Origin of the sequence: Belnapia moabensis DSM 16746, assembly GCF_000745835.1 — a bacterium.
Lineage (GTDB): Bacteria > Pseudomonadota > Alphaproteobacteria > Acetobacterales > Acetobacteraceae > Belnapia > Belnapia moabensis.
Genome location: NZ_JQKB01000001.1, coordinates 128,067 through 142,775 on the forward strand (window position 1 = coordinate 128,067; position 14,709 = coordinate 142,775).

General features: G+C 68.3%; 14 protein-coding genes. 5 read left to right on the top strand and 9 right to left on the bottom strand.

Going from position 1 to position 14,709, the window contains the following annotated elements; all coding sequences use genetic code 11:
• Nucleotides 1–33: 33 nt before the first annotated feature.
• The 3 genes from EP26_RS00570 to dps form a co-directional block, all read right to left on the bottom strand.
• Nucleotides 34–465, bottom strand: coding sequence for a hypothetical protein (locus EP26_RS00570; RefSeq protein WP_052388623.1), 432 nt, complete (start codon nt 463–465; stop codon nt 34–36).
• 99 nt (nt 466–564) lie between these two features.
• Nucleotides 565–2,559, bottom strand: coding sequence for a DNA topoisomerase IV subunit B (parE, locus tag EP26_RS00575; RefSeq protein ID WP_043334497.1), 1,995 nt, complete (start codon nt 2,557–2,559; stop codon nt 565–567).
• A gap of 124 nt (nt 2,560–2,683) precedes the next feature.
• Nucleotides 2,684–3,190: a DNA starvation/stationary phase protection protein Dps gene (gene dps, locus EP26_RS00580; protein WP_043334499.1), complete on the bottom strand. Its 507-nt coding sequence runs from the start codon at nt 3,188–3,190 to the stop codon at nt 2,684–2,686.
• A gap of 242 nt (nt 3,191–3,432) precedes the next feature.
• Here dps and EP26_RS00585 point away from each other — a divergent pair, with 242 nt between their 5' ends.
• Nucleotides 3,433–3,627, top strand: coding sequence for a hypothetical protein (locus EP26_RS00585; protein ID WP_043334502.1), 195 nt, complete (start codon nt 3,433–3,435; stop codon nt 3,625–3,627).
• On the opposite strand, the gene EP26_RS00590 is transcribed toward EP26_RS00585, so the two are convergent.
• Together EP26_RS00590 and EP26_RS00595 are read right to left on the bottom strand one after the other, a co-directional pair.
• The gene (locus EP26_RS00590; RefSeq protein ID WP_043334506.1) at nt 3,628–5,229 is read right to left on the bottom strand and encodes an MFS transporter; all 1,602 of its coding nucleotides are present in this window, start codon (nt 5,227–5,229) and stop codon (nt 3,628–3,630) included.
• 89 nt (nt 5,230–5,318) lie between these two features.
• Entirely contained in the window at nt 5,319–6,035 is a 717-nt protein-coding gene (locus tag EP26_RS00595) for a glutathione S-transferase (protein ID WP_052388624.1), read from the bottom strand.
• A 110-nt stretch (nt 6,036–6,145) separates the two neighbouring features.
• Here EP26_RS00595 and EP26_RS00600 point away from each other — a divergent pair, with 110 nt between their 5' ends.
• The 4 genes from EP26_RS00600 to EP26_RS00615 are packed head-to-tail and all read left to right on the top strand — an operon-like array spanning nt 6,146 to nt 10,264.
• Nucleotides 6,146–7,366, top strand: coding sequence for a polyhydroxyalkanoate depolymerase (locus EP26_RS00600; RefSeq protein WP_043334508.1), 1,221 nt, complete (start codon nt 6,146–6,148; stop codon nt 7,364–7,366).
• A gap of 2 nt (nt 7,367–7,368) precedes the next feature.
• Nucleotides 7,369–8,658 (top strand): NCS2 family permease, encoded by a 1,290-nt coding sequence (locus EP26_RS00605; RefSeq protein WP_043334510.1) that lies wholly within the window; start codon nt 7,369–7,371, stop codon nt 8,656–8,658.
• A 2-nt stretch (nt 8,659–8,660) separates the two neighbouring features.
• Entirely contained in the window at nt 8,661–9,317 is a 657-nt protein-coding gene (locus tag EP26_RS00610; RefSeq protein ID WP_043334511.1) for a polysaccharide deacetylase family protein, read from the top strand.
• Nucleotides 9,314–10,264, top strand: coding sequence for a Bug family tripartite tricarboxylate transporter substrate binding protein (locus EP26_RS00615; protein WP_043334513.1), 951 nt, complete (start codon nt 9,314–9,316; stop codon nt 10,262–10,264). The genes EP26_RS00610 and EP26_RS00615 overlap by 4 nt, the downstream gene beginning before the upstream one ends.
• Here EP26_RS00615 and EP26_RS00620 read toward each other — a convergent pair whose 3' ends face one another.
• The 4 genes from EP26_RS00620 to glnA form a co-directional block, all read right to left on the bottom strand.
• On the bottom strand, nt 10,265–10,684 hold the full coding sequence (locus tag EP26_RS00620; RefSeq protein WP_043334516.1) for a hypothetical protein: 420 nt from the start codon (nt 10,682–10,684) through the stop codon (nt 10,265–10,267).
• 77 nt (nt 10,685–10,761) lie between these two features.
• Nucleotides 10,762–11,934: an aminotransferase gene (locus EP26_RS00625; protein WP_052388625.1), complete on the bottom strand. Its 1,173-nt coding sequence runs from the start codon at nt 11,932–11,934 to the stop codon at nt 10,762–10,764.
• The gene (locus EP26_RS00630; RefSeq protein ID WP_043334519.1) at nt 11,931–13,142 is read right to left on the bottom strand and encodes a CaiB/BaiF CoA transferase family protein; all 1,212 of its coding nucleotides are present in this window, start codon (nt 13,140–13,142) and stop codon (nt 11,931–11,933) included. Before EP26_RS00630 ends, EP26_RS00625 begins: the two co-directional genes overlap by 4 nt.
• Nucleotides 13,143–13,236: 94 nt before the next feature.
• Nucleotides 13,237–14,658, bottom strand: a complete 1,422-nt coding sequence (gene glnA / locus EP26_RS00635) for a type I glutamate--ammonia ligase (protein WP_043334522.1) — start codon at nt 14,656–14,658, stop codon at nt 13,237–13,239.
• Nucleotides 14,659–14,709 lie beyond the last annotated feature (51 nt).

A 14,709-nucleotide genomic window follows, 5' to 3' on the forward strand; every position in this document is an offset into this window, starting at 1 on the left:
CTCCTCAGCCTTCCGGAGTGCCGATAATGCCCTCTATCGGCGCAACGACGCCAGCCGCGATTGCGCAGCCTTGGGCAGCAACATCGACAGGATGATGCCGACCCCGACTCCCCAGCTACCGTTGATGAGCACGGAGATCAGCATGCGCGTCGGATCGAAGCCGCCGGCCACCGGCTGGCCTTTCAACGGCGCAACGACGAACCAGCCGACCAGCGCCGCCAGCAGGCCGAGCAGCAGGCCGCTGAGCCAGCCTGGCATCCGCACCAGCCGCGGCAGCGCCAGCCCGTAAACCATGCCATAGAGCCCAGCCCAGAAGCAGAAATTCAGCAGCAGCGGCACGCCGAGCGGGCCGGACGGATTCAACGGATAGGGCGGCCGCGCCATCCAGCCGGCAAGATACAGCAGCCCCCACATGCCTTGATGAAAGGTCAGCACGGAAAGCGCCGCGGCCAGGAAGCCGAGCAAGGCGCGAATAGATGTAGTCATCGTTGATCCTTGTCGAGCAGGAGACCAGCGTCGCGGCTTGCGATGTGGTATGACCGATCAACGATAGTGCTGACTACTTCATACATCCACCTCCGCCTCGTCGAGCTTCGCCGCATTCTCCTGAATGAATTTGAAGCGCAGCTCGGGCTTTCGCCCCATCAGTGCTTCCATCAGCTCCGCGGTTCGGGTGCGCTCCTCGGGCGGGAGAACGACCTTCAGCAGGGTACGGCGCTTCGGGTCCATCGTCGTCTCCTTCAGCGCCGAGGGCGGCATCTCGCCAAGGCCTTTGAAGCGGCTGACCTCGACCTTGTGGCTTGGCTTGAACTCGCGCTTCAGGATGCGCTCGCGGTCGGCATCGTTCATCGCATAGACCGACTTGCCGCCATGCTGCAGCCGGTAGAGCGGCGGCTGGGCGAGGTGGAGCCGCCCCTGGCGCACCAGCTCCGGCAGTTCCTTGTAGAAGAAGGTCATCAGCAACGCGGCGATATGCGCGCCGTCCACATCGGCATCGGTCATGATGACGATGCGGCCGTAGCGCAGGCGGCCGAGGTCGAAGCGCTCGCCGGCGCCGCAGCCGAGCGCCTCGATCAGGTCCTTCAGCTCCTGGTTCTGCCGCAGCTTGTCGGCCGAGGCGGAGGCGACGTTCAGGATCTTGCCGCGCAAGGGGAGCACCGCCTGGGTCTCGCGGTCGCGCGCCTGCTTTGCCGAGCCGCCCGCCGAATCGCCCTCGACGAGGAAAAGCTCCGTGCCTTCCGCGCTCTCACGGGAGCAATCGGCCAGCTTGCCAGGGAGCCGAAGCTTCCGCGTCGCCGACTTGCGCGGCGTGTCCTTCTGCTCGCGGCGGCGGATGCGTTCCTCCGCGCGCTCCATCGCCCAGATCAGCAGGTTGCCGGCGGTGGTCGGGTCACCTGCGAGCCAATGGTCGAAATGGTCGCGCAGCGCCGTCTCGACCAGCTTCGTGGCCTCGGGGCTGGTCAGCTTCTCCTTGGTCTGGCCCTGGAATTGCGGGTCCCGGACAAAGACGCTCAACATGCCGGCGAGGCCGCCGAACAGATCCTCGGCGGTGACGCTGGCGGCGCGCTTCTCCTTCTTCAGCTCGCCATAGGCGCGGAGGCCCTTCACCAGCGCGCCGCGCAGCCCGGCCTCATGCGTGCCGCCCTGCGGGGTCGGGATGGTGTTGGCGTAAGTGGAAAGGAAGCCGTCGCCCTGCTCCAGCCAGGTCACTGCCCACTCACAACGCCCTGCCCCCTCGGGGAAGGTCGCCTCGCCGACATAGGGGGCGGGGACGACTTGGCCGCGGCCCTCGAGCGCCGAACCGAGAAAGTCTGCCAGGCCGCCCGGGAAGTGCAGCGTGGCGCTGGCCGGCGTCTCGCCAGTGGCGAGCGAAGGGTCGCAGGCCCAGCGGATCTCGACGCCGCGGTAGAGATAGGCCTTGGAGCGGCAAAGCCGGTAGAGGCGGGCGGCGGAGAAGTCGAGCTTGCCGAAGATCTCCGGGTCCGGCCTGAACCGGATGGTGGTGCCGCGCCGGTTGTGGATCGGCCCGGCATTCTTCAGCTTCCCGAGCGGCTTGCCGCGGGCATAGGCCTGGATGAACAGCGTGCGGTCGCGCGCCACCTCCACCTCCAGCCGCTCCGCCAGCGCATTGACGACCGAGGAGCCGACGCCGTGCAGGCCGCCCGAGGTTTCATAAGCCTTGCCGGAGAATTTCCCACCTGAATGCAGGGTGGTGAAGATCACCTCGAGGGCGGAGAGCTTTGGGAATTTCGGATGCGGGTCGGTCGGGATGCCGCGCCCGTTGTCCCGCACGGTCAGCCAGTTGTCCGGCTCCAGCGTGACCTCGATGCGGTCGGCATGGCCGGCCACCGCCTCGTCCATGGCGTTATCGATTATCTCGGCGGCGAGGTGGTGCAGCGCGTTCTCGTCGGTGCCGCCGATATACATTCCCGGCCGGCGACGGACGGGCTCCAGCCCCTCCAGCACCTCGATATCCTTGGCGGAATAGCTGGCCGCTTCGGTTGTGGTGGCGATGCCGCCCTTGCCACCGGGGCGGCGGCCGCCGAAAAGGTCGTTCATGTCTTGTTCCCCTGTTGCGGCAAAGATAGCCGCCAGAGGCGCCCGATACAATGAGGGCGGCGGGTTGCCCCGCCGCCCGGTCCGTCACTGTGACTTTCGGAGCGCCCCTGTCAGGATACCCGGCTCAGGGAGCCTTGTCCTGCGGCAGGTGCGCCTCGATCATCCACAGCATCTTGTCGGCGGCGCGGGACTGCTCGGTCAGCAGGTCGGCCGTATCGGCGTCGCCTGCCTCGTCCGTGGTGTCGATGCCCTCGCGCAGCGCCTTGCCGACCATGGCATAGCGGTCGGCAAGCTGAACCACATGGTCCATGCCGGCATAGACATCGGTCGGGTAGGGCGGCAGGCGAGTGCTGGCGGCGAGGGTCTGGGTCACGCCATTGGCGGTGCCGCCGAGCTGGACGATGCGCTCGGCCAGGTCGTCGGTCGACTCCTGAAGCGCGTTGTAGAACTCCTCGAACAGCTTGTGCAACTCGCCGAAATGCGGGCCCTTCACGTTCCAATGCGCCTGACGGGTGGCGTTGTAGAGGTCGATCGTGTCGACCAGGCAAGCCTGCAGGACGCCGATCGAGACCTGCTTCGCATTGCTCGGCACGTCGTTACGGGTAGTGTGGGTCTTGGCGGCTTTCGCCATGGATAACTCCTCCAATCGGTCACGGTATCATGTGGAGCGTCAAGGCCCGAGGGAAGCCCCCCGCGCCTCATCCGCTGCCCTGCCGCAGCGCAGAAGCCCCGCCCGGGACGCGCGAGGCTGCAATGACAAACCCGTGTGCAGCGTCGTTCCAGCAAAGATGGGGCGTCTGTCAGCCCGCGGTCATGCCGGAGCCATACCGGGGCGCGCAAGCTCGGCCGCATGACAACCGTGGAGGTGGCGTGATGGACGGGCTGACGCATGTGTTGCGGACGAATAGTTGGCTGTCGATCGCCGTCTCGCTGCTGGTGGCAGCGGGACTCACCGCCATCGGCCAGACCCAGCTCGCCTCGCTGCTGGCCTGCATCGGGGGGATACTGCTGATGTGGAAGAGCGAGCGCGACAATACGAGCAGGCCGCCAGAGCTCGACGCCGTCTGATCAAGGATGGACGTTGAGAAAGCGCGCCGCTTCCGGCGCCTCGCCGTCGCCGCCCTGATGCAGGCTGGCGGCGCGAGCGAGGGCAGCGCGGTCGGCCTCGGTCATGCGGGATTCCTCGCGCAGGTGCTCGGTCCAGCTGTCGACTGTCCATAGCTCCACCCAGCGCTCCGGATGGGCGATATCCTCGTAGAGGCTCCAATTCCCTGCCCCCGACCGGAGGCGGACGCGCCGGACCTCCTGCATGGCAGCGAGGAAGGTACGGCGCTGCGTCGGGTCGATCCGGTAGCGGACCACCTCCATCACCCGGCCGGAGGTTTCGCCCAGCAGGCCGCGCAGCTCGGCCGCCGGCGCCTCCGGTTGCGGCATGGCGGCGGAGGCGGCGGGTGTCTCGTTCAACGCCAGGCTGTCGATCCGCCAGGGCCTGACCAGCAGGGCGGCGATGGCGCAGCCGGCCGCCGCCAGGCCGAGGGCGAGCGGCACGCTGAAGCTGCCGCCGAGCCAGCCCGCCAGCGCCGAGCCGAGCGCCATCACCCCGAAGAAACTGAGCTGATAGATAGCGATCGCCCTCGCCCGCACCCAGCCGGGTGCAGCCAGCTGCGCCGCGGCCGCCAAGGTGCTCCCGGCCGTGATCCAGGCCGCGCCATACAGCAGCATCCCGAGCGCCGCCGGCGCCCAGTGGTGAGAGACGGCTAGAATCGCCATGGCGACGGCGGCGAGGATGGAGGCCCAGAATACCGTGCCGCTGCGGTCGAGCCGCCCGCGCAGCGCCGGCAGGGCGAAGCCGGCGGCGACGGCCGCGAGGCCCATCACACCCAGCATCAACCCAAAGGCCTGCGGGCCGAGGCCCAGCTGCTCCCGGACGAGGATCGGCAGCAACCCCCAGACTGCCGCTGTGAAGAGGAAGAAGGCGCAGGCCCTGAGGATCGCCGCCCGCATCGCCGGGCTTGCCGAGACGAAGCGCATGCCGGCCCGCATGGCGGAGAGCAGGTGCTCCTTCGGCATCCGCCGTGGAGCCTCGGTCCGCCGCCAGAAGAGCAGGGCTAGGATCAGCACGAGGAAGGCGACCGCATTCAGCCCGAAGGCCGCCTCCGGGCCTGCCGCGGCAATGGCGAAGCCGCCCAGCGCCGGCCCCACCGCCCGCGCCAGATTGAAGCCGATGCCATTCAGCGCGATGGCGCCGACCAGATCCTCGCGCGGCACCAGCTCGTTGGTGGTGGCGGCCCAGGCAGGGAAATTCATCGCGCTCCCGATCCCGATGGCGAAGGTGAGGGCCAGCAGCCCCCAGGGACCGATCGCATCCGTCGCCGTCAGCACGGCGAGGATCAGCGCCATCAGCAGCACCCAGGCCTGGGCGCCGAGCAGGAAGAGCCGCCGGTCGACGATATCGGCGAGCGCCCCGGCCGGCAGGGCAAGCAGGAAGACCGGCAGCATGGTCGCTGCCTGCACGAGCCCGACCATGAAGGGGGAGGGGGAGAGGCTGGTCATCAGCCAGCCGGCGCCGGTGTTCTGCATCCAGCCGCCAATATTGCTGGCCAGCGTCGCCAGCCAGAGCGTGCGGAAGATGGAATGACGGAGGGGAGCGAATGCACGGGGAAGAGCCATGCCGCCAGAGTGCCAGCCTCACCCAGCCCTGCCGATAGCGAAACTCTTGTGGCGGCCCGGTTCGTGGCCTGCCCGGTGCGGCGGCTGCCTCAGAATTCGGCGTCGAATTCCAATTCGGTGATGCGGGCCTCCGGCTCCTGCCGCGCCGCGGCGATCCATTCCTGCACCTCGGGCCACCCGAGGATGGTCTGCGCGTAGGCTTCGCAGGCTGCGTCCAGCGCCACGTCGTAGCTGCGGCAGCGCAGCACGACCGGGGCATACATCGCATCCGCCAGGCAGGGTCGCTCGCCGAACAGCCAGGGCCCGCCCCAGTGCCCTAGGCAGTCGCGCCAGAGGGAAAAGATGCGTTCCAGATCGGCGCGCGCCGCCGACCAGACGGTAAAGCCGGGCACCTGGGCGCGGAGATTCATCGGCAGGGAGGAGCGCAGCGCATGGAAGCCGGCATGCATCTCGCCGCAGATCGAGCGGCAGCGCGCCCGGGCCAGCCGTTCCTCCGGCAGCAGCCCCGCCTCCGGGCGTAGCTCGTTCAGGTATTCGGCGATGGCGAGCGTATCCCAGAGCTCGGCGCCGTCATGCAGCAGACAGGGAAGGAGGATGGAGGAGGATTGCAGCAGCAGCTCCGCCCGCGTCGCCGGATCCTCCGGCGAGACCAGTTCGGTGTCGAAGGGCAGGCCGGAGAGGCGGAGGATCAGCCAGCCGCGCAGCGACCAGGAGGAGTAGTTGCGGCTGCTGATGCGGAGGACCGCCTGCGGCGGTTCGGAGGCTTGCGGCGGGCGGGGGGTCCTGCGACGCCTGGTCTCCGACATCCCGCTCTCCCCTGCTGCCCCGCCTCAGGCTAGCAGCCGGTTCACTGTTGCGAAACCGCGCTCTGCTGTCACGATGTACCGCCAAAGGTGAGGCGCGACAGGGACCGCCGATGATCTATCAGACGCTCCAGGCCGGCCAGGACGTGCTCTCCCCCTGGCGGTTACAGGCACGGGGCTGGGCGGGCATCCTCTCCCGGATGCCGGCGCGGCATCCAGCCTTCGATGGGCTTCGCGTGCTGCGAGGCACGCTCCAGACCTTCGGCCATGCCGGCATCACCCATCGCCGCCCGGATTTCGAGATCGGCCCGGTCCGCGTCGGCAACCGGCTGGTGGAGGTGGAGGAGCGCGTCGTCGCCGCCACGCCCTTCGCCAGCCTCGTGCATTTCAGGAAGGAGATCGACATCCGCCTGCCGCGGGTGCTGGTGGTGGCGCCGATGTCGGGCCATTTCTCGACCCTGCTGCGCGGCACCGTGCAGGTGCTGCTGCAGGACCACGACGTCTACCTCACCGACTGGCACAATGCGCGGGATGTCCCGGTGGAGGCCGGGCGCTTCGGCCTCGATGAGTTCATCGAGCATGTCATGCGCTTCATCGAGCAGGTCGGGCCGGGCGGCCATGTGCTCGCCGTCTGCCAGCCGGTGGCCGCGGTGCTCGCCGCCGTCGCGCTGATGGCCGAGGACCGCAACCCCTGCTCCCCCCGCACGATGACGTTGATGGCCGGGCCCATCGACACCCGCCAGCAACCGACGGAGGTGAACAAGCTGGCCAAGACCCAAGCCATCGAATGGTTCGAGCGGAGGTTGATCGACCGCGTGCCCTGGCGGTACCGGGGCGCGGGGCGACGGGTCTATCCCGGCATGCTCCAGCTCGCCGCCTTCATGACGATGAATCTCGGCCGGCACCTGCACGCGCATCACCAGCAGGTCTGGCACATCGCCGATGGCGAAGTGGCGAAGGCAGCCATGCACCGCCGCTTCTACGACGAGTATTTCGCGGTGATGGATCTGCCGGCCGAATTCTTCCTCGAGACGGTCGCCACCATCTTCCAGGAGCATGCGCTGCCCGAAGGCCGTCTCGCCTGGCGGGGCCGCCCGGTCCGGCCCGAGGCGATCCGCCGCACCGCCGTCATGACCGTCGAAGGCGAGCGCGACGATATCTGCGGCATCGGCCAGACCATGGCGGCGCTTGATCTCTGCCGCAGCGTGCCGGTGACGATGCGGCGCCACCACCTGCAGACGGGCGTCGGCCATTACGGCGTCTTCAGCGGAAGGCGCTACGCGCAGGCGATCTACCCGCGGGTGCGGGAGATGATTCAGGCACACGAGGGCTAAGGATGCTGGAGAGGCTGTTTTCCATCGCCGCCCGCGGCAGCACGCCGCGGCGGGAGGTGCTGGCGGGTGCCACCACCTTCCTCACGATGGCCTATATCGTCATCGTCAACCCGCAGATCATGGCCACCACCGGGATGGATGCCGGCGCCGCCTTCGTCGCGACCTGCCTCGCCGCCGCCATTGGCTCTGCGTTGATGGGGCTGCTGGCGAATTTCCCGATCGCCCTCGCGCCGGGGATGGGGCTCAACGCCTATTTCGCCTTCGCCGTGGTCAGCGGCATGGGCGTCTCCTGGCAGGTGGCACTCGGCGCGGTTTTCCTTTCCGGGCTGATCTTCCTCGCCGTCTCGCTGCTGCGCGTCAGGGAGTGGCTGGTGAACGGCATCCCGCTCGGCCTCAAGCTCGGCATCGCCGCCGGCATCGGCTTCTTCCTCGGCCTGATCGGGCTGAAGGGAATGGGGCTGGTCGTGGCGCATCCGGCGACCCTGGTGACGCTCGGGCCACTCTCCGAAACCTCGACACTGCTCTCTTGCCTCGGCTTCCTGCTGATCGCGGGGCTCTCGGCACGGCGGGTGCCGGGGGCGCTGGTGATCGGCATCCTGGTGACGGCGCTGCTCGGCCTGCCCTTCGGGCTGACGCAGTTCGGCGGCATCGTCAGCGTGCCGCCCTCGCTGGCGCCGACCTTCCTGCAGATGGACATCGCCGGCGCGCTCGGCCTCGGCATCGCCGGCATCGTCTTCACCTTCTTCCTCGCCGACCTGCTAGACAATACCGGCACGCTGATCGCCACTACGCACCGCGCCGGGCTGATGCGAAAGGACGGCACCGTGCCCAATCTCGGCCGCGCGCTCTTCGCTGATAGCGGCGGAGCGATTCTGGGCGCCGCGCTCGGGACCAGCACGACGGTCAGCTACATCGAAAGCGCTGCCGGCATCCAGGCCGGCGGCCGTACCGGGCTGACGGCGCTGACCGTCGCCGCCCTTTTCCTGCTGACGCTCTTCCTGGCGCCGTTGGCGACGGCGATCCCCGGCTTCGCCACCGCGCCCGCGCTCGTCTTCGTCGCCTGCCTCATGGCCCAGGCCTTGCGGTCGGTGGAGTGGGACGAGATGACGGAATACGTTCCCGCCATCATCACCGCCCTCGCCATGCCCTACACTTTCTCGATCGCCACCGGCATAGGCATCGGCTTCATCACCTATGCGGCGCTGAAACTGCTCGCCGGGCGGGCGGCCGAGGTGAGCGGCGCGGTCTGGCTGATCGCGGCGCTCTGCATCGCCAAATTCGGGCTGGCCTGACCATGCAACCCATCTGCCTCAGCTTCGACAACGGCCCGACGCCGGGCGTAACGGAGACAGTGCTGGAGGTGCTGGCGCGCCGCCGCATCCCGGCAATGTTCTTCACGGTCGGCGAGCGGCTGCGTGACCCTGCCGCGCGCAAGCTCGCCGAGCGTGCACGGGCCGAGGGCCATCCGGTCGGCAACCACACGCTGACGCATGGCGCGCCGCTTGGCTGCCGCGGCGGCATCGAGGCCGTTTATGAAATTCAGGAGACGGATGCGCTGCTCGGCCCGCTGCGCGAACCGGAGCGCTTGTTCCGCCCGAATGGCGGCGGCGGCGCGCTCGGGCCGCATCTGCTGAATGCCTCGGCGGCCGCGCATCTTCAGGCGGGCGGGCATACGGTGGTGCTGTGGAATGCGGTGCCGCGCGACTTCGCCGATCCCGAGGGCTGGCCGGAAACCGCCCTCGCCATGGCCGAGGCTGCGACCACGCCGCTGCTGATGGTGCTGCACGACCTGCCGAATGGCGCCATGCGCCATGTCGACCGCGTGCTGGGCATGCTTGTCGATCGTGGTGCGCACTTCCTCGCCGAGCCGCCGGCGAAATGCGTGCCGCTCCGCGCCGGCCAGCCGATGCCCGGCTTCGCTGCCTGCGTCTCGGAGGATCCGATGCCATGAAGCGCCGCCACCTTCTCGCACTCGTCTTGCCGACCACGGCCGCGCGGGCGCAGGCTTGGCCCTATCATCCTGTCCGGTTGATCGTACCTTTTGCCGCCGGGACGACGACCGACATCCTCGGCCGCATCGCTGGCGCTGCCATCGCCCAAGGAGTCGGTCAGCCCGTTGTCGTGGATAACCGCAGCGGCGCCGGCGGCACGGTCGGCACGGCGGCGGTGGCGCAGGCGGCGCCAGATGGGCACACGCTGCTCTTCGGCACCAGCGGCACCATGGCGACCAACTCGGCGATCATGCCGAATCTGCCCTATGACCCGCTGCGCGACTTCGCGCCGGTCGCCAGCTTCGCCCGCACCTCCGTGGTGCTCGGGGTCAGGCCACAGCTCGGCGTGGCGAGCCTCGGCGACTTCCTTGCCCTGGCGCGGCGACGGTCGTTATCGGTCGGTTCGGCGGGCACCGGGACGACAGGCCATCTCACCCAGGCCTTGCTGCAATTGCGCAGCGGCGTGGTGACGACGCATGTGCCCTACCGCGACGGGGTACGGGCGGTGACCGATCTGCTGAATGGCACGCTGGATGCGATGGTCTATCACCCGCTCGGCTTCCTGCCACATATCCAGTCGGGTGCAATCCGGCCACTCGCCGTCACCGGTGCGACGCGGCATTTCCTCTTCCCCGAGGTGCCGACCATGGCGGAGGCCGGCCAGCCCGGTGTGGTGGTGGAAGGCTGGTGGGCGATCTATGCCCCGGCGCGGACGCCGGCGCCGGTGATTGCGCGGCTCAATGTCCTGACGAATGCCGCGCTGGCTGCGCCCACGACCCTGGCGGAACTGCGCCGCCAGGGCCTTGAGGTGATGGGTGGCACGCCCGAGGCGCTGGCCGAACAGACCCGCGCCGAAGTGGCGGCGCAGCGCGAACTCGTCCAGGCCGCCGGCATCACCGCCGACTGATCAGCGGTTCTCCTTCAGCCGCCCGTCATGCTCCGGGTCCTTCACCCTGCCCTGGCCGCCATGCTCGACATCCTGGCGCCCATCCGTGGTGTGCTTGGAGATACCCTGATCACGGTTCTCCTTCAGCCGCCCGTCATGCTCCGGATCCTTCACCTGACCGCGCTGGCCAGTGTGGTCGGCCTGCTGGCCGCCGCTGTGCTGGCCGCCGCTCTGGCCGCCCTCACCGCCACGGTTGCCCTTGAGACGCCCGTCATGCTCGGGGTCCTTCACCTTGCCGCGCTGCCCGGTGTTGTCGGCGTGCTGGCCGCCGCTCTGGCCGCCCTCGTTGCCACGGTTTTCCTTGAGGCGGCGATCCGTCTCCGGATGCTTCACATCGCCCTGGCCATGATCCCCGTGACGACCATCCTGCTTCGTTGCCATGTCATGGGCTCCCGTTGCTGTGTGACGCGCCTTCCAACGGGCGCCGCGCGGGACTGTTCGACGGGAGCACGAAAACTTCAGGCCCTTGCGGTTGCGTCGTTGCCTATCCTGGTGGCGACGGCGGCGATCGCCGGCAACTCGACATTGGCGAAGGCAAGGCGCAGATGCCGCTCCTGCCTCGGCCCGAAGAAGGGTCCTGGTAGGCCGAGCAACCCGCGCTCGGTCGCCAGCGCCTCGGCCGCCGCCATGGCAGGCGGGCTGGCTTCCGGCAGGCGGAGATAGGAGAAATAGGCGCCGAGCGCGTCGAGCCTCCAGCCGGGTAGTCGTGCCGCCACCTTCTGGAAAGCCTCGCCGCGTTCCGCCATGATGGCCCGGTTGCCCGCACGCCAGTCGCGCAGCGCCGGCACCGCCCAGGCGAGCGCCGCCTGAGCCGCCCGTGGCGGGCAGATCTGCTGCGTATCAAGCGCCTTCAGCAGCGCCTCGCGGAAGACCGGCCCGCAGGCGATGGCGCCGACGCGGTGGCCCGGCACGCAATAGGCCTTGGAGAAGCTGTAGAGATGCACGAGCCCGTCACGCCAGCCGGCGTCACGGAACAGATCATGCGGCGGGCAGGATTCAGCCGGGAGGAAGTCCCGGTAGGTCTCATCCAGCACCAGCCAGGCGCCATGCTTTCGGCAGAGCGCCGCCGCCTCGGCGATCAGCGCGGCGGGGTAGACCGCCCCGGTCGGGTTGTTCGGCGTCACCAGCACCAGAACGCGTCCGCCGGCTTTGAGTGCAGCCTCGATCCCGTCGCGCGTCGGCACGAAGCCGTCTTCCGCGCGGCAGGGCAGGGGGATCGCCGGGATGCCAGCCATCTCCAATGCCATGTGATGGTTGAAGTACCAGGGCACCGGCAGCACCACCGGCCCGCCCAGCACCGCCATCGTCATGCCGAAGGCGAGGTTGCAGCCTGCGGTGATGGCGATGTCGGCGGCGTCGATCTCGGCGCCGTAGAAGCCTGCCATGTCCTCCGCCAGCGCCTCGCGTAGTGGCAGGTCGCCATCGATCGGCCCATAGCCGGAGGTCGCGCGGTCGCCCGCCAGCGCCGCCAGCCGCGCCAGCAACTCGGGATGCGGCGGGTAGCCCGGCACTGCCTGGGTGAGGTCGATCAGCGGCCCGGCCGCACCCGCATAGCGCGCGGCCCAGGCGCGCACGGTCGGGATGGCGGGTGCCGCCGTCGCCTGGATGCGGGGCGAGAGAGTAGGTGTCATGCTTGCCGGATCACCTTGCGCGTCTGCATGTCCTCGATCTCCTCTGTGCTGAAGCCAAGCTCCTTCAGCACCTCCACCGTATGCTCGCCGAGGCGCGGAGCGAGGCGGCGGATATTCGCCGGCGTCTTCTCGAATTTCGTCGGCGGCTTCGCCATGCGGATGCGCCCCTCGCTCGGGTGGTCGTGCTCCTCGAACATGCCGACCGCTTTCAAATGCGGATGCTCCAGCACATCCTCGACGCGGGTGAAGCCGGTCGCCGGGATGTCGTGCTGCTCGCAGAGCGCCAGCCACTCCGCCGTCGTCTTGCCCTGCGCGATCTCCGCCATCGCCGCATAGACCGCGTCGATATTGGCGTTGCGCCTCACCGGGTCACGGACGGAGAGCGTTTCGATCAGGTCCTCCCGCCCGGCGATGGTGAAGAAGGTGACCCAGTTGGCGGTGGAATAGGGCAGCAAGGTGATATGCCCGTCCTTGGTCGGCGCCGGCTTGCGGTGGCGGAGCCGCTTGTAGCCCGCCTCGCCGTTCCGCGGCTCAAAGCCGAGGCCGCCCAGATGCTCGACGCTCATGAAGGCCGTCAGCGTCTCCAGCATCGGCACCTCGACAAGCTGACCCTCGCCGGTCCGCTCGCGGTGATAGAGGGCCGCCAGCACGCCGGAAAGCAGCTGCATGCCCGTCACCTTGTCGGCGATGAGGGAAGGCACGAACATCGGCCTGCCCTGGTCCTCGCCGACGATATCGGCGAAGCCCGAGGAGGCCTGGATGATCTCGTCGAAGGCCGGCCGTGCACGATAAGGCCCATCCTGCCCGAAGCCGGTGGCGACGGCGAAGACCAAGCGCGGGTTCAGCGCGCGGCACTGCTCCGGCCCGAAGCCAAGCCTGGCCATGCCGGCCGGGCGGATATTCGTCACCAGCACATCCATCTGCGGGATGAGGCGGCGCAGCACCTCGGCGCCTTCGGGCGATTTCAGGTCGATGGCGAGGTCGCGCTTGTTGCGGTTGATGCCGAGGAAGACCGAGGCCATGCCGCGATTCCGGTAGACACCCGAATTGCGCACGATGTCGCCGCTCGGCGGCTCAACCTTGATGATCTCGGCGCCCCAGTCGCCCAGCATCTGCGTGCAGAAGGGGCCGAGCACGACGGCGGTGAGGTCGAGCACGCGGAGGCCCTTGAGCGGGCCGGTGGCGTCCTTGGGCATTTCGTCAGGCATGGCATTCCCCCGTTGCCGGAAGGATAGGGCGGCTGGCCCTGAATCGAAAAGGGCCGCGCCTCGCGGCGCGGCCCCCTTTCGACATCGGTTCCGATCAGACTGAGTAGTACATCTCGAACTCGACCGGGTGCGGGGTGTGCTCGAAGCGATAGACCTCGCCCCACTTCAGCTCGATGTAGCTCTCGATCTGGTCCTTGGTGAAGACGTCGCCGGCCAGCAGGAACTCGTGGTCGGCCTCGAGCGCGCCGAGCGCCTCGCGGAGCGAGCCGCAGACCGTCGGGATGCCCTTCAGCTCCTCCGGCGGCAAGTCGTAGAGGTCCTTGTCCATCGGGTCGCCCGGATGGATCTTGTTCTTGATGCCGTCGAGGCCGGCCATCAGCATCGCAGCGAAGGCGAGGTAGGGGTTCGCGCCCGGATCGGGGAAGCGGACCTCGACGCGCTTCGCCTTCGGGCTTGTCGCATAGGGGATGCGGCAGGAGGCGGAGCGGTTGCGGGCTGAGTAGGCCAGCAGCACGGGGGCCTCGAAGCCCGGGATCAGCCGCTTGTAGCTGTTGGTCAGCGGGTTGGTGAAGGCGTTCAGCGCCTTGGCGTGCTTGATGATGCCGCCGATGTAGTAAAGCGCCTCCATTGACAGGTCGGCATAGCCATTGCCGGCGAAGAGCGGCTTGCCATCCTTCCAGATCGACTGGTGAACATGCATGCCCGAGCCGTTGTCGCCGTAGACCGGCTTCGGCATGAAGGTCGCGGTCTTGCCGTAGCTATGGGCGACGTTGTGGATGCAGTACTTGTAGATCTGCATGAAGTCGGCCTGCTGCACCAGCGGGCCGAACTTGGTGCCGAGCTCGTGCTGCGACTGCGCCACCTCATGGTGGTGCTTCTCGCCGGGGACGCCCATCTCGATCATGGTCGAGAGCATCTCGGCGCGCAGGTCGACCTCGCTGTCGACCGGGTTAACCGGGAAGTAGCCGCCCTTCACGCCGGGCCGATGGCCCATATTGCCTTCCGGGTAGTCCTTCATGTTGGCGCCCGGGCCCTCGATGCTCTCGAGGGAGAAGTGGCCGAAATTGCCGCCCGTGCCGAACTTCACGCTGTCGAACACGAAGAACTCAGCCTCGGGGCCGAAGAAGGCGGTGTCGCCGATGCCGGTCGACTTCAGGTAGGCCTCGGCGCGCTTCGCGGTCGAGCGCGGGTCGCGCGAGTACATCTGGCCGGTTGAGGGCTCGATGATGTCGCAGAACAGGATCAGCTGCGGCTTGGCCGAGAAGGGATCCATGCAGGCATTCTCGGGGTCCGGCATGAGGATCATGTCGGACTCGTTGATCGCCTTCCAGCCGGCGATCGAGGAGCCGTCGAACATGATGCCGTCCTCGAACATCTCCGCCTCCATGGTGGAGACGTGCTGGGCGGTGTGCTGCCACTTGCCGCGCGGGTCCGTGAAGCGGAAGTCCACGTACTCGACGCTGTGCTCCTTGATCATCTCCATGACCTTGGAGACGGCGGCTGCCTTATCCGACATGCGCTTTATCCTGTACCGTTGGTCCCGAGGCCCCTTGCGGAGCCCCCATGA

Bases quoted from the DNA above. Each gene is read 5' to 3' on its own strand.
- parE (WP_043334497.1), bottom strand. From the start codon at position 2,559: ATGAACGACCTTTTCGGCGGCCGCCGCCCCGGTGGCAAGGGCGGCATC.
- dps (WP_043334499.1), bottom strand. From the start codon at position 3,190: ATGGCGAAAGCCGCCAAGACCCACACTACCCGTAACGACGTGCCGAGC.
- EP26_RS00585 (WP_043334502.1), top strand. From the start codon at position 3,433: ATGGACGGGCTGACGCATGTGTTGCGGACGAATAGTTGGCTGTCGATC.
- EP26_RS00590 (WP_043334506.1), bottom strand. From the start codon at position 5,229: ATGGCTCTTCCCCGTGCATTCGCTCCCCTCCGTCATTCCATCTTCCGC.
- EP26_RS00595 (WP_052388624.1), bottom strand. From the start codon at position 6,035: ATGTCGGAGACCAGGCGTCGCAGGACCCCCCGCCCGCCGCAAGCCTCC.
- EP26_RS00600 (WP_043334508.1), top strand. From the start codon at position 6,146: ATGATCTATCAGACGCTCCAGGCCGGCCAGGACGTGCTCTCCCCCTGG.
- EP26_RS00605 (WP_043334510.1), top strand. From the start codon at position 7,369: ATGCTGGAGAGGCTGTTTTCCATCGCCGCCCGCGGCAGCACGCCGCGG.
- EP26_RS00610 (WP_043334511.1), top strand. From the start codon at position 8,661: ATGCAACCCATCTGCCTCAGCTTCGACAACGGCCCGACGCCGGGCGTA.
- EP26_RS00615 (WP_043334513.1), top strand. From the start codon at position 9,314: ATGAAGCGCCGCCACCTTCTCGCACTCGTCTTGCCGACCACGGCCGCG.
- EP26_RS00620 (WP_043334516.1), bottom strand. From the start codon at position 10,684: ATGGCAACGAAGCAGGATGGTCGTCACGGGGATCATGGCCAGGGCGAT.
- EP26_RS00625 (WP_052388625.1), bottom strand. From the start codon at position 11,934: ATGACACCTACTCTCTCGCCCCGCATCCAGGCGACGGCGGCACCCGCC.
- EP26_RS00630 (WP_043334519.1), bottom strand. From the start codon at position 13,142: ATGCCTGACGAAATGCCCAAGGACGCCACCGGCCCGCTCAAGGGCCTC.
- glnA (WP_043334522.1), bottom strand. From the start codon at position 14,658: ATGTCGGATAAGGCAGCCGCCGTCTCCAAGGTCATGGAGATGATCAAG.